Source organism: Vibrio sp. YT-18 (assembly GCF_033337345.1).
In the GTDB taxonomy this organism is placed as follows: domain Bacteria; phylum Pseudomonadota; class Gammaproteobacteria; order Enterobacterales; family Vibrionaceae; genus Vibrio; species Vibrio alginolyticus.
In genome coordinates, this window is sequence record NZ_JAWOQO010000004.1 from 40,242 (window position 1) to 66,094 (window position 25,853).

Annotated in this window: 25 protein-coding genes; 13 read left to right on the forward strand and 12 right to left on the reverse strand. The window is 45.3% G+C overall.

Features of this window, described 5'->3' with window-relative positions; all coding sequences use genetic code 11:
* Positions 1-219 precede the first annotated feature (219 nt).
* Positions 220-1,002 (forward strand): DUF547 domain-containing protein, encoded by a 783-nt coding sequence (locus tag R7M72_RS06945; RefSeq protein ID WP_005383074.1) that lies wholly within the window; start codon positions 220-222, stop codon positions 1,000-1,002.
* Between the two features lie 140 nt (positions 1,003-1,142).
* On the opposite strand, the gene djlA is transcribed toward R7M72_RS06945, so the two are convergent.
* On the reverse strand, positions 1,143-1,997 hold the full coding sequence (gene djlA / locus R7M72_RS06950; RefSeq protein WP_203345702.1) for a co-chaperone DjlA: 855 nt from the start codon (positions 1,995-1,997) through the stop codon (positions 1,143-1,145).
* Between the two features lie 266 nt (positions 1,998-2,263).
* On the opposite strand from djlA, the gene lptD reads away from it, so the two are divergent.
* The 6 genes from lptD to apaH all read left to right on the forward strand — a co-directional run bounded on the left by lptD (position 2,264) and on the right by apaH (position 9,024).
* Entirely contained in the window at positions 2,264-4,609 is a 2,346-nt protein-coding gene (gene lptD, locus R7M72_RS06955; RefSeq protein WP_203345703.1) for an LPS assembly protein LptD, read from the forward strand.
* Positions 4,610-4,668: 59 nt separating this feature from the next.
* Positions 4,669-5,952, forward strand: a complete 1,284-nt coding sequence (surA, locus tag R7M72_RS06960; RefSeq protein ID WP_005379672.1) for a peptidylprolyl isomerase SurA — start codon at positions 4,669-4,671, stop codon at positions 5,950-5,952.
* Complete coding sequence (gene pdxA, locus R7M72_RS06965; protein WP_005383085.1) at positions 5,942-6,940, forward strand: 4-hydroxythreonine-4-phosphate dehydrogenase PdxA; 999 nt, start codon at positions 5,942-5,944, stop codon at positions 6,938-6,940. The genes surA and pdxA overlap by 11 nt, the downstream gene beginning before the upstream one ends.
* Complete coding sequence (gene rsmA / locus R7M72_RS06970; protein ID WP_005379669.1) at positions 6,937-7,746, forward strand: 16S rRNA (adenine(1518)-N(6)/adenine(1519)-N(6))-dimethyltransferase RsmA; 810 nt, start codon at positions 6,937-6,939, stop codon at positions 7,744-7,746. The genes pdxA and rsmA overlap by 4 nt, the downstream gene beginning before the upstream one ends.
* A 75-nt stretch (positions 7,747-7,821) precedes the next feature.
* Positions 7,822-8,202 (forward strand): Co2+/Mg2+ efflux protein ApaG, encoded by a 381-nt coding sequence (gene apaG, locus R7M72_RS06975; protein WP_005379668.1) that lies wholly within the window; start codon positions 7,822-7,824, stop codon positions 8,200-8,202.
* A 15-nt stretch (positions 8,203-8,217) separates the two neighbouring features.
* A complete protein-coding gene (gene apaH, locus R7M72_RS06980; protein ID WP_054574252.1) occupies positions 8,218-9,024 on the forward strand; it encodes a bis(5'-nucleosyl)-tetraphosphatase (symmetrical) ApaH in 807 nt (268 codons plus the stop codon).
* A 264-nt stretch (positions 9,025-9,288) separates the two neighbouring features.
* Here apaH and folA read toward each other — a convergent pair whose 3' ends face one another.
* The 6 genes from folA to rplU form a co-directional block, all read right to left on the reverse strand.
* On the reverse strand, positions 9,289-9,768 hold the full coding sequence (gene folA / locus R7M72_RS06985; RefSeq protein WP_005379666.1) for a type 3 dihydrofolate reductase: 480 nt from the start codon (positions 9,766-9,768) through the stop codon (positions 9,289-9,291).
* A 9-nt stretch (positions 9,769-9,777) separates the two neighbouring features.
* Positions 9,778-10,251 carry a threonine/serine exporter family protein gene (locus tag R7M72_RS06990; protein ID WP_053306852.1) on the reverse strand — a complete coding sequence of 158 codons (474 nt, stop codon included), beginning with the start codon at positions 10,249-10,251 and terminating at the stop codon, positions 9,778-9,780.
* Entirely contained in the window at positions 10,251-11,051 is an 801-nt protein-coding gene (locus R7M72_RS06995) for a threonine/serine exporter family protein (protein WP_005383089.1), read from the reverse strand. The genes R7M72_RS06990 and R7M72_RS06995 overlap by 1 nt, the downstream gene beginning before the upstream one ends.
* Positions 11,052-11,246: 195 nt before the next feature.
* Positions 11,247-12,422 (reverse strand): Obg family GTPase CgtA, encoded by a 1,176-nt coding sequence (cgtA, locus tag R7M72_RS07000; RefSeq protein ID WP_005383091.1) that lies wholly within the window; start codon positions 12,420-12,422, stop codon positions 11,247-11,249.
* Positions 12,423-12,634: 212 nt separating this feature from the next.
* Positions 12,635-12,892, reverse strand: a complete 258-nt coding sequence (gene rpmA, locus R7M72_RS07005) for a 50S ribosomal protein L27 (protein WP_005383095.1) — start codon at positions 12,890-12,892, stop codon at positions 12,635-12,637.
* A gap of 20 nt (positions 12,893-12,912) precedes the next feature.
* On the reverse strand, positions 12,913-13,224 hold the full coding sequence (rplU, locus tag R7M72_RS07010) for a 50S ribosomal protein L21 (RefSeq protein ID WP_005383096.1): 312 nt from the start codon (positions 13,222-13,224) through the stop codon (positions 12,913-12,915).
* Between the two features lie 256 nt (positions 13,225-13,480).
* Between rplU and ispB the strand changes: the two genes are divergently transcribed.
* Positions 13,481-14,452: an octaprenyl diphosphate synthase gene (gene ispB, locus R7M72_RS07015; RefSeq protein ID WP_005383097.1), complete on the forward strand. Its 972-nt coding sequence runs from the start codon at positions 13,481-13,483 to the stop codon at positions 14,450-14,452.
* Positions 14,453-14,545: 93 nt separating this feature from the next.
* Here the strand turns inward: ispB and R7M72_RS07020 are convergent, their stop codons facing one another.
* Together R7M72_RS07020 and mdh are read right to left on the reverse strand one after the other, a co-directional pair.
* Positions 14,546-14,737: a hypothetical protein gene (locus R7M72_RS07020; protein WP_005379661.1), complete on the reverse strand. Its 192-nt coding sequence runs from the start codon at positions 14,735-14,737 to the stop codon at positions 14,546-14,548.
* A 113-nt stretch (positions 14,738-14,850) separates the two neighbouring features.
* Positions 14,851-15,786 carry a malate dehydrogenase gene (gene mdh, locus R7M72_RS07025; protein ID WP_005379660.1) on the reverse strand — a complete coding sequence of 312 codons (936 nt, stop codon included), beginning with the start codon at positions 15,784-15,786 and terminating at the stop codon, positions 14,851-14,853.
* 359 nt (positions 15,787-16,145) lie between these two features.
* Here mdh and argR point away from each other — a divergent pair, with 359 nt between their 5' ends.
* From argR to R7M72_RS07045, 4 genes are all read left to right on the forward strand, one after another.
* Entirely contained in the window at positions 16,146-16,616 is a 471-nt protein-coding gene (gene argR, locus R7M72_RS07030) for a transcriptional regulator ArgR (RefSeq protein ID WP_005379659.1), read from the forward strand.
* A gap of 405 nt (positions 16,617-17,021) precedes the next feature.
* Positions 17,022-17,990: a TAXI family TRAP transporter solute-binding subunit gene (locus R7M72_RS07035; RefSeq protein WP_005379657.1), complete on the forward strand. Its 969-nt coding sequence runs from the start codon at positions 17,022-17,024 to the stop codon at positions 17,988-17,990.
* Positions 17,991-18,281: 291 nt separating this feature from the next.
* The gene (locus R7M72_RS07040; RefSeq protein ID WP_017820274.1) at positions 18,282-20,861 is read left to right on the forward strand and encodes a TRAP transporter permease; all 2,580 of its coding nucleotides are present in this window, start codon (positions 18,282-18,284) and stop codon (positions 20,859-20,861) included.
* A gap of 45 nt (positions 20,862-20,906) precedes the next feature.
* The gene (locus R7M72_RS07045) at positions 20,907-21,344 is read left to right on the forward strand and encodes a universal stress protein (RefSeq protein ID WP_005379654.1); all 438 of its coding nucleotides are present in this window, start codon (positions 20,907-20,909) and stop codon (positions 21,342-21,344) included.
* A 63-nt stretch (positions 21,345-21,407) separates the two neighbouring features.
* On the opposite strand, the gene R7M72_RS07050 is transcribed toward R7M72_RS07045, so the two are convergent.
* Positions 21,408-22,484, reverse strand: a complete 1,077-nt coding sequence (locus tag R7M72_RS07050) for an alkene reductase (protein ID WP_005379652.1) — start codon at positions 22,482-22,484, stop codon at positions 21,408-21,410.
* Between the two features lie 92 nt (positions 22,485-22,576).
* Between R7M72_RS07050 and R7M72_RS07055 the strand changes: the two genes are divergently transcribed.
* On the forward strand, positions 22,577-23,524 hold the full coding sequence (locus tag R7M72_RS07055; RefSeq protein WP_005379650.1) for a LysR family transcriptional regulator: 948 nt from the start codon (positions 22,577-22,579) through the stop codon (positions 23,522-23,524).
* Positions 23,525-23,542: 18 nt separating this feature from the next.
* Here R7M72_RS07055 and thiQ read toward each other — a convergent pair whose 3' ends face one another.
* Positions 23,543-24,247, reverse strand: a complete 705-nt coding sequence (thiQ, locus tag R7M72_RS07060) for a thiamine ABC transporter ATP-binding protein (protein WP_005379648.1) — start codon at positions 24,245-24,247, stop codon at positions 23,543-23,545.
* Complete coding sequence (gene thiP / locus R7M72_RS07065; protein WP_017820277.1) at positions 24,247-25,833, reverse strand: thiamine/thiamine pyrophosphate ABC transporter permease ThiP; 1,587 nt, start codon at positions 25,831-25,833, stop codon at positions 24,247-24,249. The genes thiQ and thiP overlap by 1 nt, the downstream gene beginning before the upstream one ends.
* Positions 25,834-25,853 lie beyond the last annotated feature (20 nt).

A 25,853-nucleotide genomic window follows, 5' to 3' on the forward strand; every position in this document is an offset into this window, starting at 1 on the left:
GTCATCCTGAACAGCGACGAAGGAACGTGATTCAGGATCGACTACCAGAGCGCACTGTACAGATTCATACTGTCTTTACTCAAGAGTTTGTGGGTATTAGATTCCTGATATCGCTTATGCTCCTCGGAATGACAGCGAATAAAGGCCACTGATTACTGAAAGAAAACAAGCACTAAACTGGTCTACACTATCAACAATATCTCATTCAAAGGTATCTCTATGAAGCGTCTGTTATTGCTGTTGTGTGCTCTGGTTTCTTTCTCGACATTGTCCGCGCCTAAATCCGACTTATGGCCATATTGGAAACAATCGAATCAAGCCAACCAAACCCAAATTTCTCATCAAGAATGGCAACAACTGCTCGATACTTATTTAGTTGAACAAGGCGAGAATACCTTGTTTCGTTATAGCCAAGTCTCCTCTGTCGATAAAACTAAGCTGAAACAATACATCCAGCGTTTGGCAAAACTAGACCCTCTACAATACAACCAAGCAGAGCAATATGCCTATTGGGTAAACCTTTACAACGCCATCACGGTAGATCTTATTTTGGATAACTATCCAGTCGAATCAATCACCAAGCTAGGTGGTTTATTTAGCTTTGGTCCTTGGGGAGACGATGTGGTCGTGGTCAATGGGAAGGATCTAACTTTAAACGATATTGAACATCGAATTTTGCGTCCAATTTGGAATGACCCAAGAACGCATTACGCGGTTAACTGTGCCAGCCTAGGATGCCCTAATCTGCAATCTCAAGCATTCACTGCTGACAACACGCAAGCTCTACTGGATAGTGCCGCCAAAACATTTATCAACAGCAGCAAAGGCGTATCTATCCAAGGTAACACGGCACAGCTGTCTTCTATTTATGATTGGTTTGCAACGGACTTTGGTGGAGAAAAACAAATCTTCAAACACATCGCAAAGTATGCTCCGCAATACAAAAACTTCTCTGGCAAAGTGAAATACGAATACGATTGGGACTTGAATCAAGCCAACTAAACTGGGGGGATGTGAGGTCAATTAGCATTAGGGACATGATAGGCCAAAAGCTAAAGACACAGGCAACTCAAAGACTAAGACATGAAAAAGGGCACTGAGTGCCCTTTTTTACATCCAAATGTTTGATAGAAAACGTCCGACTACTTAAAGCCTTTAACCTTCTTAATAAGATCGTAAGCGTTTTGAATCTCTTGAGATTTCTCTTTCGCGACGTTCATCATCTCTGGTGGTAAACCTTTAGCCATCAATTTGTCCGGGTGATGCTCGTTCATCAATTTACGATAAGCACGCTTGACGGTTTTACTGTCTGCATCTGAAGACACATCCAGAATTTTGTACGCGTCGGCCAACTGATCCGCTTGTGAAGCTTGTTGCCAGCTACCACCTGAAGATTGGCCTTGGTGCTGACCATGAAAACCGCCCTGGCTTTGGAAACGAAATGCGGCTTCTTGCATTTGCAAACGACGCTCTAATTGCTCAGAAGAGAAATCCAAACCACGTGCAATCTTGTGTAGTACATTTCGTTCACTCGGGTGGATCGATCCATCGGCAAAGGCCGCCGAGATTTGCAGCTCTAAGAAAAATTGCAACAAGTCAAAGCGACCAGCTGTCGAAATTTTCACACGAACAAGAACATCTTCTAACGGAAAGTCGCTGTCTTTACCTTCACGAAACGCGTCTTGCGCTGCGCGACGCTGTTCGCCATGCAAATTCATGCGGTCCATCATGGCTGAAGCCAGTTGGATTTCCTCTTTGGTGACTTGGCCTTTCGCTTTTGCCACATGTCCCATTACCGCAAACGCCGCTTTAAAAAACTCTTCTTGGCGCTGAGCTTGACTTGGCCCTTTTCCAAAGCCGCCAGTAGAGAACCCGGCTTGACTCAAGCGACGTGCTTTATCGAATTGATGGCCAATAAATAAGCCAAAGAGTAAACCTAGTGGCCCGCCAAGTAACAAGCCAAAAAAGGCACCCAGAATTTTGCCAAAAATATGCATTATGTGTTCTCTATCAATGAATTTTTATCGACGACGGCGGTCTTATAGTGCCGGATGCAACGATTTCCTTTATGATAATGGAATTAGTTTTATTTCGGCTAGGCCATTTCGCCTGCTTATCTTTGCAGCTATTTTGTCGTCATTATGCCACAGTGAATCAATACGCTGGGATAAATGCGACTATAGTTGATTCATTTGGCTATTACGCTAGGGTACAACAAGCCCTATAGCCATCGAGTAGTAGTGACACAGGAAAGTTCAATTCAATGCAACATTTCTCCCGCACATTTTTAGCGGCCTCTATCAGCACCGCCTTGTTTGTACCCACCACTCAAGCTGAAGCGAATATCCATGATAGTGTGCAGGAAATGCCCGCCACAGATCAATGTTTGGTCGATACAAGTGGCGAGGAGGACGCTCTTAATACCCCAGTAGTGGTAGAAGCTGACACCCTGCAAGCCATCAATGGTGACAAAGCTCAGTACTCAGGTAATGTACAAGTCACCCAAGGCCAGAAGAAAATTACCGCAGATAGCGTAACGCTGCACCAACAAGACAACGTCGTGGTTGCCGAAGGCAACGTGACTTTCAATGACGGCCAAGTCAAAGCTCGATCTGATCGTGTTACTAACGACATTAATCAAGATACGTTTTCACTTGAGAACACCGATTATCAGTTCCTTTGCCAACAAGGCCGAGGCACTGCAGCCTATATCGCTCGCACAGGTCAGTCGGTTTATGAACTCGAAGATGGCTCTATCACATCGTGCCCTCAAGGCGATAATTCATGGCGATTGGTTGCGTCAGGCATCGATGTTGACCAAGATGAAGAGACAGCGACGCTGCACCATCCTCGATTTGAAGTGTTAGATGTGCCTGTTTTCTATGTGCCGTATCTAACCATGCCAATTGGAGATACGCGTAAAACGGGTTTCCTCTTCCCTTCTTTATCGTACGGTTCTAGTGATGGTATGGAAGTCGAGGTGCCATTCTATTGGAACATCGCGCCTCAATATGACATGACACTCACCACGCTCTATATGCAGCAACGTGGTACAAAACTCGATACTGACTTCCGCTACCTAACAGATGGTTGGGGAAATGGAGAAATCAAAGGCGAATACCTCAATAGTGATCGCAAATATCAGGACGAGTCTCGTTGGGGCTACCAAGTTAAACACGACGGTATCATCAATAAACAGTGGATAGTCAAAGTCGATTACTCAAAAGTGAGTGATATTGATTACTTCCTCGATCTCGACTCCGACATTGGTAACCGTGAAGATGGTCAACTGGTTCAAGAAGGACAAGTACAATATCGTTCTGACTTCTGGGATGCCTCGTTAACCGTTCGTGACTTCCAAATCTTATTGAAAGAAGAGAACCGCCCTTATCGCCTGCTTCCTCAGTTAGACTTGAACTACTACACGCCATTGTGGGGAGACTACCTTAACTTTGACGTGAAGAGCCAAATCAGCCGCTTCGATACCAGCGATGCTGCGCGACCAAATGCGACCCGTGTTCACATTGAACCAGGGCTTACATTGCCACTCTCAAACTCATGGGCAACGTGGACAACAGAAGCGCGTGTGCTCTCTACGTATTACTCTCAAGACTTAACGGGTTTGACTGATGTAAACTTGCAAAACCAGTTGGATGATGAAGTTTCTCGTGTTATTCCTGAGTTCCGTACGCATGCGCAACTTTACTTAGAGCGAGATACAAGCTGGATCAAGGGCTACACACAAACACTGGAGCCTCAGCTGCAGTACTTGTACGTACCTGAAGAAGATCAAACCAACATCTACAACTACGATACCACCTTGCTACAAACCGACTACTACGGGCTATTCCGCAGTCGTAAGTACAGTGGCATTGATAAAATCGCCTCGGCGAACCAGTTAAGCTACGGTGCGAGTACTCGCTTCTTTGATGATGACTATAAAGAGCGTCTTAACGTTTCATTTGGTCAGATTTACTACTTCGATAAAAAGACCAAACTGAGCAACAGCCCAAATCTTCCGGATGAGACAACCAATTACTCATCATGGGCGATTGAAGCTGATTTCAACTACAACGATTACTTGTTCTATCACGGTGGAATTCAATACGATATTGATTTGAGCTCCATGCAGTTGGCAAACAGTACCTTGGAATACCAATTCAACGGCGGCTTTATTCAGGGTAACTATCGCTACGTTACGCGTGAATACATCGAAGATACGATCATTCTCGAAAACCTAGACACAATTACTCGTAAAGGTATTTCTCAAGCAGGTATTGTAGCGGCCTACGAGTTCAACCCGAACTGGTCTGCGAGTGGTCAATACTACTACGACCTCAATGAAAATGCGGACCTAGAATGGTTAGCGAGCCTACGTTACCAATCTGACTGTTGGTACATTGGCGTCACTTACTCAAACCAATTGCTTGGTTGGGAAGACCAAGCTATCGGCAGCACCGGGGCATCACCTGAATACGAAAATAACTTCAGCGTTAACTTCGGTATTCAAGGCTTTGCGACTAACCAGCGTGAAGACACTGCTGTCAAAGAACTGGATGGTTCTGACAACGCGATTAAGTACGGCCGCCCATTCTATCTGAACAATTAATCAAAATAGGCGTCTTAAATGAATAAGACGCCTATTCAAAAATACTGACGGAATTTTAAATGAAAATTTGGAAATCAATCTTATTCACGACCCTACTCTCTTGCGGAGCGGTTGCAGCACCAGTAGAGATCGATAAGGTTGCGGTCATCGTGAATGACGGTGTAGTTCTACAAAGCGACATCGAAACAGCGATGAAAACGCTGCAAGCCAACGCTCGTCAAAGTGGAAAGAGCTTACCTTCTACCAGCGTGTTAAAAGAACAAGTCGTTGAAAAACTTATCATTGATACGTTGCAAGGCCAAGAAGCAGACCGTATTGGTGTGCGTATTGACGACAACCGTTTAAACCAAGCGATTGCAGAGATCGCACGTAATAATGAGCAATCGGTAGAACAACTCGCTGCTTCTGTAGAAAGTGAAGGTTTAAGTTACCCAGAATTCCGCGAACAAATTCGTAAGGAAATCGCCGCATCAGAAGCTCGCAATGCACTGGTTCGTCGCCGTATTAATATCCTTCCAGCAGAGGTCGATAGCCTTGCTGAGCAACTATCACAAGAAACCAATGCGACTGTTCAATACAAAATTGGACACATTCAACTGCGCTTCTCTGACGATAAAGAAAAGTCAGCTGTAGAAGCAGAAGCTAAAGCGCTCGCGAAAAAGCTAAACGAAGGTGCAGACTTTACGGAGATGGCCTACACCTACTCAAAAGGTCCTAAAGCTTTACAGGGTGGTGATTGGGGATGGATGCGTAAAGAAGAGATGCCAACCATCTTTGCTGATCAGATCAAGATGCAAAACAAAGGCAGCATTATTGGTCCATTCCGTAGTGGCGTTGGTTTCCACATCCTAAAAATAGAGGATGTAAAAGGCCTAGAAACGGTTGCGGTAACGGAAGTAAATGCGCGTCATATTTTGATTAAACCAACAGTGATTCTGAGCGACGAAGGGGCGAAGAAGCAACTGAATGAATTTGTACGCCGCATCAAAGCCGGTGAAGCAACGTTCGCTCAATTGGCAACACAATACAGTCAAGATCCTGGCTCGGCAGCACAAGACGGTGAACTAGGTTATCAAACACCAGATCTTTACGTGCCAGAATTCAAGCACCAAGTAGAAACTCTGCCAGTTGGCTCAATCAGCGAACCGTTCAAAACCGTTCACGGCTGGCATATCGTTGAAGTGTTGGATCGTCGCCAAGTGGACCGTACTGACTCAGCGATGAAGAACAAAGCTTACCGTATTCTATTTAACCGTAAATTTAATGAAGAAGCGGGCGCATGGATGCAAGAGCTACGCGCAAGTGCGTTTGTTGAAATCGTGGATGACAACAATGACAACTAATACAATTCGTAGAATTGTCGTAACCGCAGGGGAACCTGCGGGTATCGGCCCAGACTTAGTGCTTGCCCTATCGAAAGAAGATTGGGCGCACCAAATTGTCGTCTGTGCCGATAAGAATATGCTGACGGAGCGAGCCAAGCAGCTTGGCATCGAAGTCCAACTGTCTGATTACAATCCAGAAGAAGCACCTAAAGCACAAAAAGCGGGCACGCTTATCGTTGACCATATCCAAATATCGGAACCTGCGGTCGCAGGCGAGCTCAATGAAGCGAATGGCCACTATGTACTAAAAACGCTAGAAAGAGCAGCTTTAGGCTGTATGAATGATGAATTTGATGCTATTGTCACCGGCCCTGTTCATAAGGGGGTGATTAATCGCGCAGGTGTTGCATTCAGTGGTCATACTGAATTTTTCGCCGAGAAGTCACAAACGCCGCTAGTCGTAATGATGCTAGCAACGGAAGGACTACGCGTGGCGCTGGTTACAACACATATTCCTTTAGCTTATGTGTCCAAAGCTGTCACCGAAGAGCGATTAGAAAAAATCATCGATATTCTTCATAAAGACCTTGTAGAAAAGTTTGCTATCGCACAACCAAACATCTACGTTTGCGGGCTTAACCCTCATGCTGGCGAAGATGGCTGCTTAGGTCGTGAAGAGATCGAGACCATCACTCCGACACTGGAAAAAATTCGACAAGAAAAAGGTATCAACCTGATCGGCCCTCTGCCGGCTGATACCATTTTCAATGAAAAATATTTAAATGATGCTGATGCTGTTTTAGGCATGTACCATGATCAAGTATTGCCAGTATTAAAATACAAAGGCTTTGGTCGTTCAGTAAATATTACTCTTGGTCTACCTTTTATTAGAACATCGGTGGACCACGGTACTGCATTAGATCTGGCAGGGACAGGTCAAGCGGATACAGGGAGTTTCCGAACAGCGCTCACGCATGCGATAGATTTGGTAGAGAAGAAACAATGAGAAATGATGTCCATTTAGGGCACAAAGCGCGTAAACGTTTTGGTCAAAACTTCCTGAACGATCCATACATTATTGATGGAATCGTATCAGCGATTAACCCAAAACCAGGTCAAAACCTGGTTGAAATCGGTCCTGGTCTTGGTGCAATCACTGAGCCAGTAGGTCGTGAAGTGGATAAGTTCACAGTTATCGAATTAGACCGCGATCTGGCGGAACGCCTACGTACTCACCCTGAACTGGCAGATAAGTTGACCATCCATGAGGGTGACGCTATGCGTTTTGACTTCACTCAACTAGTGAAGCCAAACAACAAGCTGCGCATTTTTGGTAACTTACCATACAACATCTCTACACCATTGATGTTCCACCTTTTTGAGTTCCATAAAGACATTCAAGACATGCACTTTATGCTGCAAAAAGAAGTGGTAAACCGCTTAGCCGCCGGCCCTGGCAGCAAAGCTTACGGCCGTTTAACGGTAATGGCTCAGTACTACTGTAAAGTGGTACCGGTACTGGAAGTACCGCCAACGGCATTCGTTCCACCACCGAAAGTGGATTCTGCCGTTGTTCGTTTAGTGCCTTACGAAGAGCTGCCATGCCCGGCGAAAGATCTGCGTTTGCTCGATCGCGTTTGTCGTGAAGGCTTTAACCAACGTCGTAAAACAGTTCGTAACTGCTACAAATCGTTGTTAAGCACAGAAGTACTAGAAGAGCTAGGTGTTAATCCAAGCATGCGTCCAGAGAACCTGACGCTAGAACAATTCGTCGCAATGGCGAACTGGCTTGCGGATAACCCGCAGCACTAAGAACTCAAACAATAAGCCAAACCCTTGTAGGTTTGGCTTATTATTATTGGGATATTACGTTTCTGAGGAGTGCACATGGACGTCATTCAACCTTGCATCAAAATTCAAGTTCACACCAAATACATCGAAGAACAGTCCAACCCAGAGCTACAACGCTACGTTTTCGCTTATATCATCACCATCAAAAACCTTAGCCAACAAACCGTACAGTTAGTGAGCCGCCGCTGGCTAATCACAGACTCGAACGGCAAGCAAATGACGGTTGAAGGTGACGGAGTGGTAGGCCAGCAGCCCTTTATTCCAAGCAATGATGAATACACGTACAGTAGCGGAACCGCGTTAGAAACCCCTGTCGGCGTTATGCAAGGACACTACAAAATGCTGGATGAGAAAGGGCAAGAGTTCATCACCGAAATCGAACCATTTCGCTTGGCTGTTCCAAATGTTTTAAATTAGTAAATTGGAGATTCAGTGGCTACCTATATTGTTGGTGACATCCAAGGCTGTTTTGATGAATTGCAGCGACTACTAGAAAAAGTATCTTTCTCTGCGAAAAAAGACCAACTTTGGCTTGCTGGTGATTTGGTCGCCAGAGGGCCTAAATCACTAGAAGCGTTACGCTTTGTGAAGTCACTTGGCGCAAGCGCAATCGTCGTGCTTGGTAATCACGACCTTCACCTTCTTGCAGTGGCTCACGGGATAAAAAAGGTCAAAGACAAAGATAGAACCGCACCTATTTTCACGGCCCCTGACAAAGAGGAACTACTGACATGGCTAGCTCAGCAACCTCTAATGGCCGAGCATGACGAGTTCGTGATGTGTCACGCTGGCATATCACCGCAGTGGAATCTAAAAACAGCGAGAAAGTGTGCCCGTGAAGTTGAGCGCATCATCCAAAGTGAAGAGCTGCCTTGGCTATTAAAAAACATGTACAGCAATCAACCTGATTCCTGGGATGACTCTTTACAGGGTTTGGACCGATACCGTTATATTATCAATGCTTTTACGCGGATGCGCTTTTGTTTCCCTGATGGTCGTTTGGATATGGATTGTAAATTGCCACCGCAACAAGTTTCCGGTAACGAACTTATTCCATGGTTTGATGTGCCTAAACGTATCCACTTAAACAAAGCGGTGCTCTTTGGGCACTGGGCTGCACTACAAGGCTATATGAACAACGAAGTCATCGGGCTAGATACTGGCTGCGTTTGGGGCGGAAGACTGACCATGATCCGTTGGGAAGATAAGAAAATTTTTACTCAGGATGCGTTAAGTTAAACACTGAATAACAGTCGATAATCCATAGTAGGAGGAATACCTGTCACTTAACACCTCCTGTAGGGTCAACGAGCCTTAACGAGACTAGGAATCTAATATCCTCGCGCTGCGAATAGATAGAAATACCTTTGACAACAAAGTACTCGTATAGAGGCTCCTGAATCTCGCTCTTTCGTCGCTTTTCAGGATGACGGTAGGTTGGGATGGCCGCTCGCTGTTATACGAACGGCATTACCGTATTAACTACGCGGTGTTAATCTCGAATTACTTTTCTAACACAGTAAAGCGCATGTTGTAGGCGTTCTTCTCATCGGCTTGATACATTTCTGAGTAAGTTTCCTTAAACTCGTCTCCCCAATCTGGGAACTGAGTATCACCATCAATGGCCGCTTCAATGTGTGTTACATACAGTTTATTGGCCATAGGCAGACAAGTGGTGTAAATCGCACCACCACCAATGATCATCACTTCTTCCACATCACCTGCGACTTCCAGAGCCTGCTCAATCGATGTTACGGTAGTGACGCCTTCGATCTTTAGTGTCTCATCACGGCTAATAACAATATTCAAGCGACCTGGTAAAGGGCGACCAATAGACTCATAGGTTTTGCGTCCCATCACAACCGGTTTTCCCATGGTACAACGCTTAAACCAAGCGAAATCGGCGGGAAGATGCCAAGGCATTTGATTGTCTTTGCCAATGATGCGATTGTCGGCCATAGCGGCAATCATACTAATGATCATGTTAGGTCCTTATACAATTGGTCTGCGGCGATAGAATAACAGCCCTGGAACCGCAAGACCAACAGCTAAACCTGCAATAATAAACATGGCCTTAAGAAAGTTTTCCATACAGGTTGCGACAAGCTCGGGTGAGTAGCCAACATGATTGATTTCTACCATAGCGATCATTGCTTTGTACGCAAACACACCCGGCACCATCGGGATCAAAGCAGCCACAGTAAACACTTTTGGATGCGCGAGAAAACGGTGAGACCAGTACACACCAATCATCCCAACTAACGTCGCAGCAAAAAAGGTTGCCCACTCAATAGGAATGCCAAACTGCATCATCAAGTAGCGGCTACCATGACCAATCGCGCCACCAACAGCGCAATACACTAAAGCTCTTTGTGGTACGTTAAAAACCAATGCAAATCCTACAGCGGGAATCGCCGCAAAAAACATGTCATTCAAAAGGCCAAACATCAATTCAAATAAACTCATTAGATTGCCCACCCCCAAATTCCAGTTACACTCATCGCAGCAACGATCCCCAAACATGTCGCCAACGTTAGTAAACTAGCCATCACAAATCGAGCAATCCCCATATTAATGTGGCCTTTCAACATATCTGCGACAGAGTTAATGAGTGGGAAACCAGGTACAAGCATTAATACTGACGATGCCATTGCTACGGTAGGTAGATTACCGATTTGGTAAATTTCCGCCTGTGCTGAAATTAAGGTGGTCACAAAAGCGGTCGCAGCAAAGTTCAATAGAGGGTTGAAATGACGATGACCAATTTCTTGGCGAACGATCATGCCACCAGCTGAAGCTAAAAAGGTCATAATGAATACTCCCCAATCACCACCAGCTAGATGACTGAATGCCGCACAAGACAAGCCAATCATAAACACCACCAACCAGCGGTTATAACGCTCTGGACTGATAGCGTTCAGCTTTTTCTGCGCCATGGTTGCATCGAGCAAACCACGCTCCATCATGATACAGATTCGTTGAATTTGCGTAATAACGCGCATATTGATGCCACGATCAGCGCAGCTTCGGGTGGTGGTGATGCAATGCCCATCCATTACCGTCGTCACAACCAATGCATTAGCTGATAGTGCTACCGCAACTTCATTCACCCCACAAGCTAGGCCAATACGACGCATAATATCGCTCACAAGAGTACTTTCAGCACCATGAGCAAGTAGCATTTGTCCGGCTTGGGCGACAAGACGAGAAATCGATCGTTGAGTAGATACCGCCAACTCTCTAGGCGGTATGGTTTCTAGAGTCATAAATAAGTCTAATTCCTTTTAGGGTGTTACTCATTCATACGCGCGAGGGCCAAACTAACCCTCAAAAAACACGACGTATCGGTTATTGTGCCGTAAATCACATCACCTAAATATGATTTAGATACAAAAAAAGCCGCAATAAATAATTGCGGCTTAATGAATTATAGGCAAACAGGCATTGTTTGACCGTTCTGATTAGTCACGAACGTAGACAACGTGACCGTCATCTTCTTCATCGTCCCAGTCATCCCAATCGTCGTCGTCATCTTCAGTGATAACGTCTTTACCCGCCATCGCATCTTTATGGTAATCATCCCACATGAAGTTAACTTTATCTTCTTCAGCCACTTCTTCCTCTTCGCGAGGTAGGTTATCCATAAAGTCAGCCAGTTTGTAACAAAGCTCTTTAGTACCGTTACGATTGATCGCCGAGATCTTAAAGTACTCGTCTTCCCAACCTAGTGCGTCTAAGATTTCTTGGATCTTCTCATTCGCTTCTTCTTCAGGCATTAGATCAACTTTGTTGAACACTAACCAGCGCGGCTTACTTGCCAGTTTTTCGCTGTATTGTTCTAGTTCATCAATGATCGTCAATGCATTTTGCACCGGATCGGACTGATCAATTGGCATAATATCGATCATGTGCAGCAACACTCGACAACGCTCTAAGTGCTTCAAGAATCGAATACCAAGGCCAGCGCCATCTGCTGCACCCTCGATCAAACCAGGGATGTCTGCAACAACAAAACTTTTCTCTGGTACGACACTTACGACACCCAAGCTTGGGATCAAAGTCGTGAATGGGTAATCAGCGACTTTCGGTTTTGCTGCTGATACTGCGCGGATAAAGGTTGATTTACCAGCATTAGGTAGACCAAGCATACCCACATCAGCAAGAAGCAATAGCTCAAGGCGAATTTCGCGTACTTCACCTTTTGTACCCAATGTTCTCTGACGAGGCGCGCGGTTTACTGAAGATTTGAAACGCGTGTTACCTAGACCGTGCCAACCGCCTTTTGCGATCATCACTTTCTTACCGTGTTCAGCAACTTCCGCCACGATTTCATTTGTGTGGATATCCACAGCGCGCGTACCCACAGGTACACGAAGAACGATGTCTTTACCACGCTTACCTGTACAGTTACCACCGCGACCGTTTTCACCACGCTCAGCTTCGTAGAAGCGCTGGAAACGGTAATCAATCAGGGTATTTAGGTTTTCATCAGCTTGGATATAAACATCACCACCGTCACCGCCATCACCGCCATCAGGGCCACCTTTAGTGATGAATTTTTCACGCCAGAAACTGACAACGCCACTACCGCCATCACCAGCCTGAACTTTTACTACCGCTTCATCTACGAACTTCATCTTTTACTCCGACTACTTCGTGCGTGGATTAAATCTTACTATGTCATCCGACAATTTTAGCAGATGACAGATCTAAGCTCCCAGATTCAAATCGCTTAGGATCTTAGCGAGAAACTTCGATATGTCGACTGCCACAAATAAAAAACCCCGCCGATTCGGCAGGGCTTTTGAATTCAGCTTAAAGCTATTAAGTAATTTGGTTAAAAACCTAATTACTCAGCTTCGATGCTTACAAACTTACGGTTCTTAGGACCTTTCACTTCGAACTTCACTTTACCTTCAGTAAGAGCGAATAGAGTGTGGTCTTTACCGATACCTACGTTGTTACCAGCGTGGAACTTAGTACCACGTTGACGAACGATGATGTTACCTGCAAGTACAGATTCACCACCGAAACGCTTAACACCTAGACGTTTGCTTTCTGAATCGCGGCCGTTACGAGTAGAACCACCAGCTTTTTTGTGTGCCATTGTTAAACTCTCCTAATAGATTAAGCGTTGATACCAGTGATCTTCACTTCAGTGAACCACTGACGGTGACCCTGTTGCTTACGAGAGTGCTTACGACGACGGAACTTAACGATTTTAACTTTATCGCCACGACCGTGTTGTACAACTTCAGCAACAATTTTGCCGCCCTCTACAAGAGGAGCACCAACTTTGATGTCTTCGCCGTTAGCAACAAGAAGAACTTTATCAAATTCTACAGTTGCACCAGTTTCAACGTCTAATTTCTCTAAACGAAGAGTTTGACCTTCGCTTACACGGTGTTGTTTACCACCAGATTGGAAAACAGCGTACATATTTTACTCCGCTTTTTCCGCACAGCCTTTCTTGAGGGTGTGCGCTAAACTAATCATCAATAGGGCGCAGATTCTACAGAATAGATGCTCCTATGACAAGCCATATTTTGAAAAAATTGGCGAAAAGCTAATCGCCAAAGAAAAGTGCGGCAATCATGCCCTTTAGTAATGTATTAATCAACGTTTTTTAGTGTATTATTCGACAATTATATAAATCGAATAAGCCTTGCAGGGTCTAACTTCAGCCGGATATACGATGGATTTTAAAACTATCCAAGCGCTTACTGCCGATGACATGGCAAAAGTGAATGAAACAATTCAAGCCCAACTTAATTCTGATGTCTCTTTAATCAACCAGCTCGGTTTTTATATCGTGAGTGGTGGAGGCAAACGTCTAAGACCGCTTTTAGCGATACTGTCAGCCCGTGCACTTGGTTACCAAGGCAATGGTCATACAATGGCAGCTGCGTTTATTGAGTTCATCCATACAGCGACTTTGCTGCATGATGACGTGGTAGATGAATCAGACATGCGCCGTGGTAAAGCCACTGCGAATGCAGCATTTGGCAATGCGGCTAGCGTATTAGTTGGGGACTTTATCTATACACGCTCATTTCAGATGATGACGGAACTAGGATCCATGAAGATCCTTAAACTAATGAGCAATGCCGTAAACGTGATCGCCGAAGGTGAAGTACAGCAGTTGATGAACTGTAACGACCCTGACACGACAGAAGAAAGCTACATGCAAGTCATCTACTCTAAGACTGCGCGCTTATTTGAATCCGCAACTCAAATCGGTGCAATCTTAAATGATGCTCCTGAGCATGTGGAAATCGCAATGCAAAATTACGGTAAGTATCTAGGCACTGCGTTTCAGCTCATTGATGACGTCATGGATTACACTTCTGATGGCGAAGACATGGGTAAAAATGTGGGTGATGACTTGGCCGAAGGCAAGCCAACTTTACCTCTACTCCATGCTATGCGTAATACCACACCAGAAAACGCCATCATGATTCGTGAAGCGATTGAGAAAGCGAATGGCATGGATCGCTTAGAAGAAATTCTTGCGGTCATGAAAGAAGCAGGCTCTCTGGAATACACAACGCAAAAAGCTCTAGAAGAAGCAGACAAAGCAATCGCAGAACTATCAGTGTTGCCAGAGTCTGAATACAAACAAGCGCTTGTTACTCTGGCTCATGTCGCAGTACAACGCACGAAGTAATCAATAGCTACCCATAACGCAAGACTTATAGCAAAAAGGAAGAGCATACTCTTCCTTTTTTACGTTTGATACCTAATGACGACGCCCGAGGCGCTAGTAATATCTGTCACTACCGCCATGCAGTTGTGGATCATCTTCTATTTCATCAAAGCTAACGGCGAGTTGCTGTTCAGTCCCTTGTTTGGACAACAATACCGTCTCTGCTTCATGGTCGACCACTAATATCGTACCGACGCCTTGTTGGCACTCAACAACCATGCCTTTACGGATTCGACTCGCTTCCATCATCTTCTCCTTCACTACGTGGTTTTATTCGACCATTTTTACGAAGTTGAGAAATCAAGGATCAAAAAAGCCGATCAAAATGATCGGCTTTCTTCTTATATAGGCTTTCTAGATTACTTTGCGAATTCAACACCAATGTTGATGTCGCCATTTAGTGTTTCTAGCATACCGTCTAATGCAGACTTTTCGTAATCGCTGAGTTTGCCGTAGCTTAGTACTTCTTCAACGCCTTCTTTACCCAGTTTCACAGGTTGCGCAAAGTAAGTCGCGTGTTCGCCGTCGCCTTCAACGTAAGCGCACTCAACTACGCCTTCTTCACCTTGAAGAGCACGAACCAGAGACAGACCAAAGCGACATGCAGCTTGGCCCATTGATAGTGTTGCACTACCACCACCCGCTTTCGCTTCTACAACTTCAGTACCTGCATTTTGAATACGTTTCGTTAATGCTTCTACTTCTTCAGCTGTAAACTCAACACCTTCCACTTGAGACAGTAGAGGTAAGATCGTTACGCCAGAGTGACCACCAATTACTGGCACGCGAACGTCACCTGGATCTTTGTCTTTTAGCTCAGCAACAAACGTTTCTGAACGGATAACATCCAACGTTGTTACACCAAATAGACGACGCTTATCATAAACACCCGCTTTTTTAAGAACTTCAGCAGCAATTGGCACTGTTGTATTTACAGGGTTTGTGATGATACCAACACAAGCTTTCGGACAAACAACCGCAATCTTCTCCGCTAGCGATTTAACGATACCAGCGTTTACATTAAATAGATCCGCACGATCCATACCTGGCTTACGCGCAACACCAGCAGAAATTAGCACAACATCCGCGCCTTCTAGTGCTGGAGTAGGATCTTCACCAGCGTAACCTTTGATAGAAACTGGCGTAGGGATGTGGCTAAGATCAGCGGCCACACCAGGAGTTACTGGAGCAATATCATATAGGGCTAGATCAGAACCAGCAGGAAGACGGTTCTTAAGTAGAAGGGCCAGGGCTTGACCGATGCCACCAGCGGCACCAATAACGGCTACTTTCATGTAGTTCTCCTTGAGAGTATTTCTCTTATAAACGTATTCGTAGGGTAGTTTGTAACCAACTTAAATAAAGCTATCGGAATCACAACTTGATTACAATCAATTAACGCTAGCTTTGCGACCTCGCGCAACTCGCTGTTACCGTGCTACAAATGGGGCTTGGATTATTCTTTTATTCTGTTGAAATGACAAGGAATTCAAGAAAACAGATACAGCCCTACTTCAGCGCGCTAAAGAATTCTATGTGGTATATAGTTTACAGTGACGCATCTAACATAATCCTGGGACTCTTTGGCACCGCCTGAATATATATGCGAGAATATGCAAAATTGCTGACCCGTAATAAGAGATTTGTAATGACTATGCGCAATTCAGAAAAACAAGACAACTTAGTTCGCGCCTTTAAAGCCCTGTTAAAAGAAGAAAGCTTTGGCTCACAGGGCGAGATTGTTGACGCACTCAAACAGCAAGGGTTTGAGAGTATCAACCAATCTAAAGTCTCACGTATGCTGACTAAATTTGGCGCCGTCCGTACGCGCAATGCAAAAATGGAAATGGTTTACTGTCTTCCTGCTGAGCTAGGTGTCCCAACAGTCAGCAGCTCTCTGCGTGAACTGGTACTAGACATCGATCGTAATGCAGCGTTAGTGGTAATTCACACCGGCCCAGGTGCAGCACAGTTGATTGCTCGCTTGCTTGATTCACTCGGTAAATCCGAAGGTATTCTTGGCGTTGTCGCGGGTGACGATACCATTTTCATTACGCCAACCATGGCAATTACGACTGAGCAACTCTTCAAATCAGTGTGCGAGCTGTTCGAATATACTGGTTAAGTTCTATAAAGCTTCAATCAGCTAACTCATTGTGGGTTATAAAAGAAGTCTCATTTTGTAGCCCATAATTTATGTAAATTTTTTGCTTACTCCGCTCGTTCTTTAACCACCCATTTTGTGATTAACATCACGCAATTGATCTTTTTCATTTCAGTTACTAAACGTTAATTAAGTAATTGTTATAAAAAGAATTAAATCACAAATTGAATCCTATCCCCTGATACAAAATTCAGACTTATCAACTATAACATTTAACAATTGGATAATTTTCTGCCAATTTTTTGTTATGATTCGCTCGCTTTTTCAAACGATTGGATTGAAAAAGGTGCCGTTTCCAAATAGGAAACTCCAGAAGTGATTTATGGTTATTTCCGGGTAAATAATGAATATAAGGAAGGGAAATTCATGGCATTTAACAAACTTCTCAAAGTAGGCGCTATCGCTGCAGCCGTAATGGGCGCAGGCGCAGTTAACGCTCAAGAGTTTATTACCATCGGTACTGGCTCTGTGACAGGTGTTTACTACCCAACTGGTGGTGCTATCTGTAAGTTGGTAAATAAAGGTCGTAAAGACCACAACATCCGTTGTTCAGTAGAATCGACTGGTGGCTCAATTTACAACGTTAACACTATCCGTGCAGGCGAATTAGATTTTGGTATCGTGCAATCGGATTGGCAGTACCACGGCTACAACGGTACGAGCAAGTTTGAAGAACAAGGCCCGTACAAGAAGCTACGCGCAATGTTCTCTCTTCATACAGAACCTTTCAACATCATTGCGCGTGCAGATTCAGGTATTGAAAACGTTGAAGACCTGAAAGGTAAGCGAGTAAACATCGGTAACCCAGGCTCTGGTGACCGTGCAACGATGGGCGTTGTCATGGAAGCGATGGGTTGGACAAACGACAGCTTCAAATTGGCGTCTGAGCTAAAAGGCTCTGAACGCTCTCAGGCACTTTGTGATAACAAAATTGACGCCTTCATTTACATGGTCGGCCACCCGAACGGTTCAATCAAAGAAGCAACCACATCATGTGATGCGAAGCTAGTTTCAGCAACAGGCCCTAAAATCGATAAAATTGTTGCCGACAACCCATACTACGCCTTTAGCTCAGTACCGGCTGGTATGTACCGCGGTACAGACAAAGACGTAAACAGCTTTGGTGTTGCAGCAACAATGGTAACGACCTCTGATGTTTCAGACGATGTCGCTTACAACGTGGCAAAAGCTGTGTTTGAAAACTTTGATACCTTCAAACGTCTACACCCTGCATTCGCAAACTTGAAGAAAGAAGACATGGTGAAAGCTGGTCTTTCTATTCCTCTTCACCCAGGTGCAGAAAAATACTACAAAGAAATGGGTCTAATTAAGTAATTACCTCAGACTCTACATACAGGCAGGAAAGAATATTTTCTGCCTGTTTGAGCATACAGGTTGTAGCACGTTCTAACTATATGCTTCATTCGCCAGTTTTCTTCTGAAAACTGCGAGCTCATACCCAAGAAAACTTAAACGCCGCCTAACAGAGTATCCAACAATCAACACTTTGAGTTCAGGCAGCAAAATACTCGAAAGCAAACTTCGCTCCATTCACTACACTGATAGAGGCGAAGTGTGGTTCTCGATAAAAATCAGACAGGACCATCAATAATAAGGAAAAAGTACATGGCGACGAATCAAGCTCCGTCACAAGATGTGCAAGAAATGGTGGCTCAGGCAGACACAGGTGCACGTAGCCCTTCGGGAATGCAAGGACGAATCCTTTGGTTTGTTCCTCTGTGTTGGTCACTATTTCAATTATGGTACGCATCCCCGTTACCATTTATTTTCAATTTTGGCGTACTGAACGACACGGAAGCGCGATCTATCCACCTTACTTTCGCGATCTTTTTGGCTTTCACTGCTTATCCAGCGATGAAGAATTCTCCTCGCGATCATATCCCTCTTGTTGATTGGATACTCGCGTTGGCTGGCAGCTTTTCAGCAGCCTATATATACCTTTTTTATACCGAGCTAGCAGGACGCTCAGGCGCACCGACAACAGTTGATATCGTTGTTGCTGTTATCGGTATGCTCCTCCTTTTAGAAGCAACACGCCGAGCACTTGGTCCACCATTAATGGTCGTGGCTGCTGTTTTCCTTACTTACACCTTTGCAGGCCCTTACATGCCTGACGTTATCGCGCACAAAGGGGCAAGCTTGAACAAGGCCATGTCTCACTTGTGGCTAACAACTGAAGGCGTATTTGGAGTTGCGCTAGGTGTTTCTACCTCTTTTGTCTTCTTGTTTGTATTGTTTGGAGCAATGCTGGAACGCGCTGGTGCTGGTGCTTACTTCATTAAAGTTGCCTTCTCGTTGCTTGGCCATATGAAAGGTGGTCCAGCTAAAGCGGCCGTTGTTGCATCAGGTTTATCTGGTCTGGTTTCTGGTTCTTCAATCGCAAACGTAGTAACAACTGGCACCTTTACCATTCCACTGATGAAGCGTGTTGGCTTTCCCGGCACAAAAGCGGGTGCGGTAGAGGTAGCGGCTTCAACCAATGGTCAGTTAACACCGCCAATCATGGGTGCAGCAGCATTTTTGATGGTGGAATACGTCGGTATCTCCTACGTTGAGGTGATTAAAGCTGCCCTACTTCCAGCGCTAATCTCTTATATTGCTTTAATTTACATTGTTCACCTTGAAGCATGTAAAGCAGGCATGACAGGCCTTCCTCGTCGCCACAACCCAACACTAGTACAAAGTCTGCTGTCCTTTACTGGCACAATCTTAGGATTGTGTGTGATCAGCGCATTGGTTTACTACGGAGTGGGTTGGACAAAGGACGTCTTTGGCGATGCCGCGACACCAATTGTTACCGTCGCACTATTAATCGCGTACGTTGGGTTGGTGAAAGTCTCAGCAAATCACGTGCAAGATGGCGCAATTGAGATTGATGCAGAATTAACAGAAGTACCTGATCCTGGCCCAACCGTTAAGTCAGGCTTGCACTACCTACTCCCTATCGTCGTATTGGTTTGGTGTTTGACTGTCGAACGTTTCTCACCTGGCCTTTCGGCATTCTGGGCAACGGTGTTCATGATTTTCATTTTGCTGACTCAACGTCCGTTGATTGCACTGCTGTCAAAGCAAGGTGACATGCTTCAGCAAACCAAAGATGGCTTTGTCGATCTTGCCGAGAGCTTAGTTTCTGGTGCGCGTAATATGATTGGTATCGGCGTTGCAACCGCGGCAGCGGGCACCGTTGTTGGTGTTGTTACACTAACGGGTATCGGCCTAGTGATGACCGACTTCGTCGAGTTTATCTCTGGTGGCAGTATCATTCTTATGCTGCTGTTTACCGCCATCATTAGCTTGGTTCTGGGGATGGGTCTGCCAACAACGGCGAACTACATCGTGGTCTCTACGCTAATGGCGCCGGTTATTGTTACGCTCGGCGCGGCGCATGGCTTGATTATTCCGTTGATAGCGGTGCACTTGTTCGTTTTCTACTTTGGTATTTTGGCCGATGATACCCCACCTGTAGGTCTTGCAGCTTTTGCAGCAGCCGCAATTGCGAAATCAGATCCAATTCGTACCGGTATCCAAGGTTTTACTTACGATATTCGAACCGCTATTTTGCCGTTCATGTTTGTGTTCAATACCCAGTTATTGTTAATGGGGATCGACTCTTGGTGGCATTTGGCACTCACGGTCATCTCATCGATCATTGCAATGCTGATATTCTCTGCGGCAACTCAAGGGTGGTGGTTCACGCGTAACAAGTGGTGGGAAACAGTCCTATTATTAGTACTGACGTTTTCGTTTTTCCGTCCAGGTTTTTGGTGGGACATGCTGTACCCAGCGAAAGTTCTTTCTCCTGGCGTTGAGGTAGCTCAAATCACGGAAACACTAAATGTAGGAGAATCATTGGAGTTACGTGTTGCCGGTGAAAACCTTGAGGGCGACTACATTGAGAAAACGGTTCGTCTTCCATTCGAAGACAGTGCGACAACAGCAGACGCACGTATTTCATCTATGGGTCTGATGCTGACCGAAAGTGACAACAAAATGATTGTCGATATGGTTGAATTTGGTAGTCCAGCAGAGTCCGCAGGTATCGACTTTGATTGGGAAATCAAGTGGGTTATCCAGGATGCAGACCGTCCGATGAAAGAGTGGGTGTTTGTACCATGCTTAATGATTTTGCTGGTGCTTGCCATGAACCAAAAACGTCGTGCTCGTAAGGAACAATTGAGCGCATAACCGATTTGGCCCCGAGGATAAAGGGGCCTTAATGAGAGACATTGAATGTACAAACAAATTCTTGTTCCGGTTGATCTAAATGACCAAGGCTTTTCAGACCGAGCGGTTGAACTAGCGGTTTGGCAGGCAAAGCAAGCAAATGCTCAAATCCATCTTCTGACGGTACTACCTGGTATTCACATGTCGATGGTTGCCACATACTTTCCGAAAGATGCTGCGGCCAAAATGAAGCAAGACGTGAAGCAGCAACTAAAAACTTTCGCTAATGAGCATATTGCTGAAGATGTGGTTTACCAAGTGCATGTTGCTGAAGGCAAGGCCTACGCGACCATTCTTGATTATGCAGAACGTTTAGGCGCTGATCTCATCATTATGCCAAGTCACAAGCGCTCTAAAATCAATAAAGTAATGCTTGGCTCTGTCGCGAGTAAGGTTGTGGAATATTCTCCAATCAATGTGATGGTCGTAAAACCGCAAGGCTAAGTAAATACAGAAACGAAAAAGGACGCTAACATTAGCGTCCTTTTTATATTAAACAAGTAAGGGTTATGCCATCATTGGGTAATCGGTATAACCTTCTGCTCCACCCAAATAAAAGTGTTCTGGTTTCGCCTCATTAAGAGGTGCATTTTTCTTAAATCGCTCAACTAAATCTGGGTTTGCGATAAAGGGAACGCCAAATGCGACCACATCAACTTTGTTTTCTGCAATTGCTGTTGCCGCTTCTTGTGCACTGTAGCCCACGTTCGCCATTAAGTGACCTTTATAGTTTTCGCGTGCTGGCTTGAGAACATCTGCTTTTTGTACGCCTTTCAGATCCGCACGCATCACGTGCCAATAAGCAAGATCGAAAGAATTAAGTTGCTCTGCTAAGTAACGCACCAAGCCAACTGGATCACTGTCTTTCATGTCATTAAATCCATTTAGCGGAGATGTACGCAGACCGACTCTTCCAGGTCCCCACACCTCAACGACTTCTTTCACTATCTCAAGTAAAAATCGAGCACGATTTTCAACCGAGCCACCGTATTCATCGGTACGTAAATTTGAACCGTCACGAAGGAAGTTATCAATAAGATAACCATTGGCGCCATGTATCTCGACCCCATCAAAGCCGGCTTTCTTGGCGTTTTCTGCACCTTGTTTAAACGCCGCAACAATGGAAGCTATCTCATCCACTTCGAGTGCTCGTGGTACCGTATATGCTTGCTTACCCGAAGGGGTATGGACTAATTCATCACGAATGGCCAATGCGCTCGCCGCTACAGGTGTTTTTCCTTCATTCAGATCAGGATGACAAGCTCGTCCCGCATGCCAAATTTGCAGTACAATCTTACCGCCTCTCTCATGAACCGCATCCGTTACCTTTTTCCAAGCTGCGATTTGCTCTTCGCTGTAAATGCCCGGCTCTGCCATGAAAGCAGACGTACCTTCCATCACCATGGTGCATTCAGCAATGATAAGTCCGGCACTCGCACGTTGAGCGTAGTATTCAACCATAAGGTCATTAGGAATATGGTCCGCACCAGCACGAGCTCGCGTTAAAGGCGCCATAATGGCACGGTTATCTAATGCTAATTGACCGAGTTCGATAGGAGAAAATAAGTCTACAGAGTTGGACATGTTGTTTACCTCAAATGACAATAACTTGATGGCTAAGGATGAGGTGCCAGACTATAATCAGATTAATATTGAAACAATATGGATAATTGAAAGTGATTGTTCGCAATTTAGAAACAATTGACTTTAGAACGCTTTCTATCTTTGTCACAAGCTGTCGACTACTGAGCTTAACCAAGTGCGCACTGGAGTTAAACCTACCAAAATCTACTGTTAGCAAAGCCATAACCAAACTCGAACAACACTTTGAAGCCAAACTGCTAGAGCGCACAACCCGAAAGTTAGTGATCACCGAAGCTGGCCAAATGGTTTTAGAGCGTGCTGCAAGCTTAGTTGAGGAATTCCACTCAATTGGCCATGACGTTCAGGAGATGGAACAACAGATCCAAGGCCGGCTGCGTATTTCCGCGCCACCAGCGTTGGATGCGTATATGGCGGAGCACATCTTTTTGCCATTTTTAAAACAATGGCCAAAAGTACAAATTGCGTTAGAAGCATCGAACGATTTTGTTGATCTGTTTTCACACGGCTTTGATATGGCAATTAGAGTCGGTCAGATAGTTGATGATCGATTAATCGCGAAAAAATTAGGCTATACCACTCGAGTCCTGGCTGCTAGCCCTGAGTATTTAGCTGAGTTCGGCGTACCTGAAACGCCAGAAGACCTGACAAAACATAACTGTTTGAGGTATCAATATGTTTCAGAAATAGGACCTTGGACGCTGATCTCACACGATAATACCGTCAATGTTTCAATAACCAGTAACTTCTCAAGTACAACTGTAGAAGCAATATTGAAAGGCGCACTTAAAGGACTAGGCATCGCGAACTTACCTGTGCAGAACATGACGCAAGAGCTAGAAAGTGGCACCTTAGTCAGAGTGTTACCGCAATGGCACACGGTACCAATGCCTATTTATTTAGTGTATCGTCCTGGAGCAAACCGCCCACGGCGTGTACAAGCAATGATTGACCATATCATGAGCTTAAGATCTCAATTTGAATTTGGCCCTCGGCATGGTTTGTGTTGCGGAGAAGCATAACCTAGCAACTATCAGGCACTAGCATGCTGCTCGGATAAATGCCGCAAGCTTCTCACTAGCATGCTGTTCACTCAATGCAGACATATCACCCGCGGCTTCCACTTTACCATCTGCCACAAACACAAAGTGGCTGGCAATCGCTTTGGCATCGCTTAAATGGTGCGTGACCATCAATACAGTTATTCCCCGCTCTGCTGCGAGTTTTTTTACCAAGCTCAGCATCTCTTCACGCAACACCGGATCAAGCGCCGAGAACGGCTCATCCAATAGCCACATGGGATGAGGCTGAACAAAACAACGCGCTAAGGCAACACGTTGACGCTGGCCACCAGAAAGATGCTCTGGCAAACGGTCGAGGTACTCTGCAACACCAACTTGCTGCGCGGCTTGTTCAATCTGACGATTTTGGTCCACCGTAAGCTTTAGCCCTGGGTGTAAGCCCAAACCGATGTTGTCACGCACCGATAAGTGAGCAAACAAATTGTGCTCTTGGAACAACATAGAGAACGGACGCAGATAAGGCTCTTTACGCACAATGGACTCACCATCAACACAAATATCACCACGGTCAGGATGGATGAATCCTGCCACCAACGCCAGCAAGGTTGACTTCCCTGCCCCACTTGGTCCCATCAGCGACACAATCTGTCCTTGCTCAATCGTTAAGTCAAAACGAAACAGTTCACGTTGGTAGGTGTACTGCACATCATCCAACACTAACATTACGCTCTCTCCTTCGTTTTCAATACTTTCTCAATCAAGGCAAAACAGCCCACACTCAACAACAATAGGGTCACCGATACCACCGCAGCTGCGTCCATCTGATAACTGCCAAGCAACTGGAACAAATACAGAGGTAAGGTACGAAACTCTTGTCCACCAAACAGTGCTATGGCACTTAAATCCCCTATTGCAAACATAAAGCTGATCGCAAACGCATGTGCAAACGGCTTGCGTAGCGCCTGCCACTCCACCACTTTAAACCGTTGCCAGCCACGCATGCCTAAGCTGGCACATACATACTGATACTGTTGTTCAATGTGCAGCATTGGCTGCGCTAGCGTTTTGATCACGTAAGGCAAAGCCATCAAACCGTTCACCAAAATCACGACAAAAAATGCCAAGCTAAAAACATCGGTAAATGCGCGCAGTAGTAAGAATAAACCGGTGCTAATCACCAGACCTGGAGTCACCAAAATAACGGTGCCGATTAACTCAATCTGATCGGCTCGCGTGTTTTTGTACTGCAACCGCCAACGGCGACTGGTCAATAGTATGGACACCCCTGCAGCGACCGCAAGCGCGCTAGCGACACAGGCGACTTTGAGGGAGTTCAATAGCGCAGACCAAAAACGCTCATCGGTTAATACTGTCCAAACTTGTTGGTTGATGCCACTCAGTAACACCATCAATAACGGCGGTATTACCAGTAAAAAGGCACCTATGATCCAAAAGCTATCCCAAGCTTTTGACCACCCATGATCCTTCGTTAAATATTGCTGTACCGATGTGCTTCCAGCACTGATAGAAACAGGCCTTGTTAACTTCTGCACTCCAATAGCAAGCAGTCCACATAACAGCATCTGCCACAGCGCCAATAACGCCCCAGCTTGTAAATCAAAATCAAACTTAATCGCTTGGTAAATGGCCAATTCAATGGTGGTGGATTTTGGCCCGCCCCCCAACGCCATTACAGTGGCAAAACTGGTAAAGCACAACATAAACACCAACCCACAAACGTGGGGAAGCTGCTGCCTTAAACGCGGCCATTCTACCCAACGAAACTTATCCCAATGGCTCATCCCAAGATGCGCGCAAAGCTTATGCTGCTCGGCAGGAATAGACTCCAAGGCTTGCAGAAGCAATCGTGCCGCGTAAGGTAAATTAAAGAACACATGGGCGAGTAAAATGCCGTTCAAACCGTAAATAGAGAATGGCAGTTTAGTGTCGAAACTTTGCAACCACTGCGCCAACAAACCACTGTTGCCATAAATCGCTAACAGCCCAAAAACACCAACCAAAACCGGCAAAACCAGTGTCGATGCAAACAGCTTAAGCAGTAATGATTTACCAATAAATTGGCGACGCGAAAGTGCGTGCGCTACTGGAATGGCAAAGCCAACACTGAGCAATGTGGAAAGAAACGCTTGGTAGAAACTGAACTTGGTGACATGTTGATAGTACGGGTCGCCCCATACCACAGACACATCAAGTGAAGGGGCTTGAACAATCAAAGCACCTAGGGCAGAAATAACAAAGGTCGCGATGATCATCGCGACCCCTAAACCTATTTTTGGAACAGAATTCAAAGGTAAAACCTATCTCATTC

Coding starts and splice junctions, on each gene's coding strand:
- R7M72_RS06945 (WP_005383074.1), top strand. CDS start 220: ATGAAGCGTCTGTTATTGCTGTTGTGTGCTCTGGTTTCTTTCTCGACA.
- djlA (WP_203345702.1), bottom strand. CDS start 1,997: ATGCATATTTTTGGCAAAATTCTGGGTGCCTTTTTTGGCTTGTTACTT.
- lptD (WP_203345703.1), top strand. CDS start 2,264: ATGCAACATTTCTCCCGCACATTTTTAGCGGCCTCTATCAGCACCGCC.
- surA (WP_005379672.1), top strand. CDS start 4,669: ATGAAAATTTGGAAATCAATCTTATTCACGACCCTACTCTCTTGCGGA.
- pdxA (WP_005383085.1), top strand. CDS start 5,942: ATGACAACTAATACAATTCGTAGAATTGTCGTAACCGCAGGGGAACCT.
- rsmA (WP_005379669.1), top strand. CDS start 6,937: ATGAGAAATGATGTCCATTTAGGGCACAAAGCGCGTAAACGTTTTGGT.
- apaG (WP_005379668.1), top strand. CDS start 7,822: ATGGACGTCATTCAACCTTGCATCAAAATTCAAGTTCACACCAAATAC.
- folA (WP_005379666.1), bottom strand. CDS start 9,768: ATGATCATTAGTATGATTGCCGCTATGGCCGACAATCGCATCATTGGC.
- R7M72_RS06990 (WP_053306852.1), bottom strand. CDS start 10,251: ATGAGTTTATTTGAATTGATGTTTGGCCTTTTGAATGACATGTTTTTT.
- R7M72_RS06995 (WP_005383089.1), bottom strand. CDS start 11,051: ATGACTCTAGAAACCATACCGCCTAGAGAGTTGGCGGTATCTACTCAA.
- cgtA (WP_005383091.1), bottom strand. CDS start 12,422: ATGAAGTTCGTAGATGAAGCGGTAGTAAAAGTTCAGGCTGGTGATGGC.
- rpmA (WP_005383095.1), bottom strand. CDS start 12,892: ATGGCACACAAAAAAGCTGGTGGTTCTACTCGTAACGGCCGCGATTCA.
- rplU (WP_005383096.1), bottom strand. CDS start 13,224: ATGTACGCTGTTTTCCAATCTGGTGGTAAACAACACCGTGTAAGCGAA.
- ispB (WP_005383097.1), top strand. CDS start 13,481: ATGGATTTTAAAACTATCCAAGCGCTTACTGCCGATGACATGGCAAAA.
- R7M72_RS07020 (WP_005379661.1), bottom strand. CDS start 14,737: ATGGAAGCGAGTCGAATCCGTAAAGGCATGGTTGTTGAGTGCCAACAA.
- mdh (WP_005379660.1), bottom strand. CDS start 15,786: ATGAAAGTAGCCGTTATTGGTGCCGCTGGTGGCATCGGTCAAGCCCTG.
- argR (WP_005379659.1), top strand. CDS start 16,146: ATGCGCAATTCAGAAAAACAAGACAACTTAGTTCGCGCCTTTAAAGCC.
- R7M72_RS07035 (WP_005379657.1), top strand. CDS start 17,022: ATGGCATTTAACAAACTTCTCAAAGTAGGCGCTATCGCTGCAGCCGTA.
- R7M72_RS07040 (WP_017820274.1), top strand. CDS start 18,282: ATGGCGACGAATCAAGCTCCGTCACAAGATGTGCAAGAAATGGTGGCT.
- R7M72_RS07045 (WP_005379654.1), top strand. CDS start 20,907: ATGTACAAACAAATTCTTGTTCCGGTTGATCTAAATGACCAAGGCTTT.
- R7M72_RS07050 (WP_005379652.1), bottom strand. CDS start 22,484: ATGTCCAACTCTGTAGACTTATTTTCTCCTATCGAACTCGGTCAATTA.
- thiQ (WP_005379648.1), bottom strand. CDS start 24,247: ATGTTAGTGTTGGATGATGTGCAGTACACCTACCAACGTGAACTGTTT.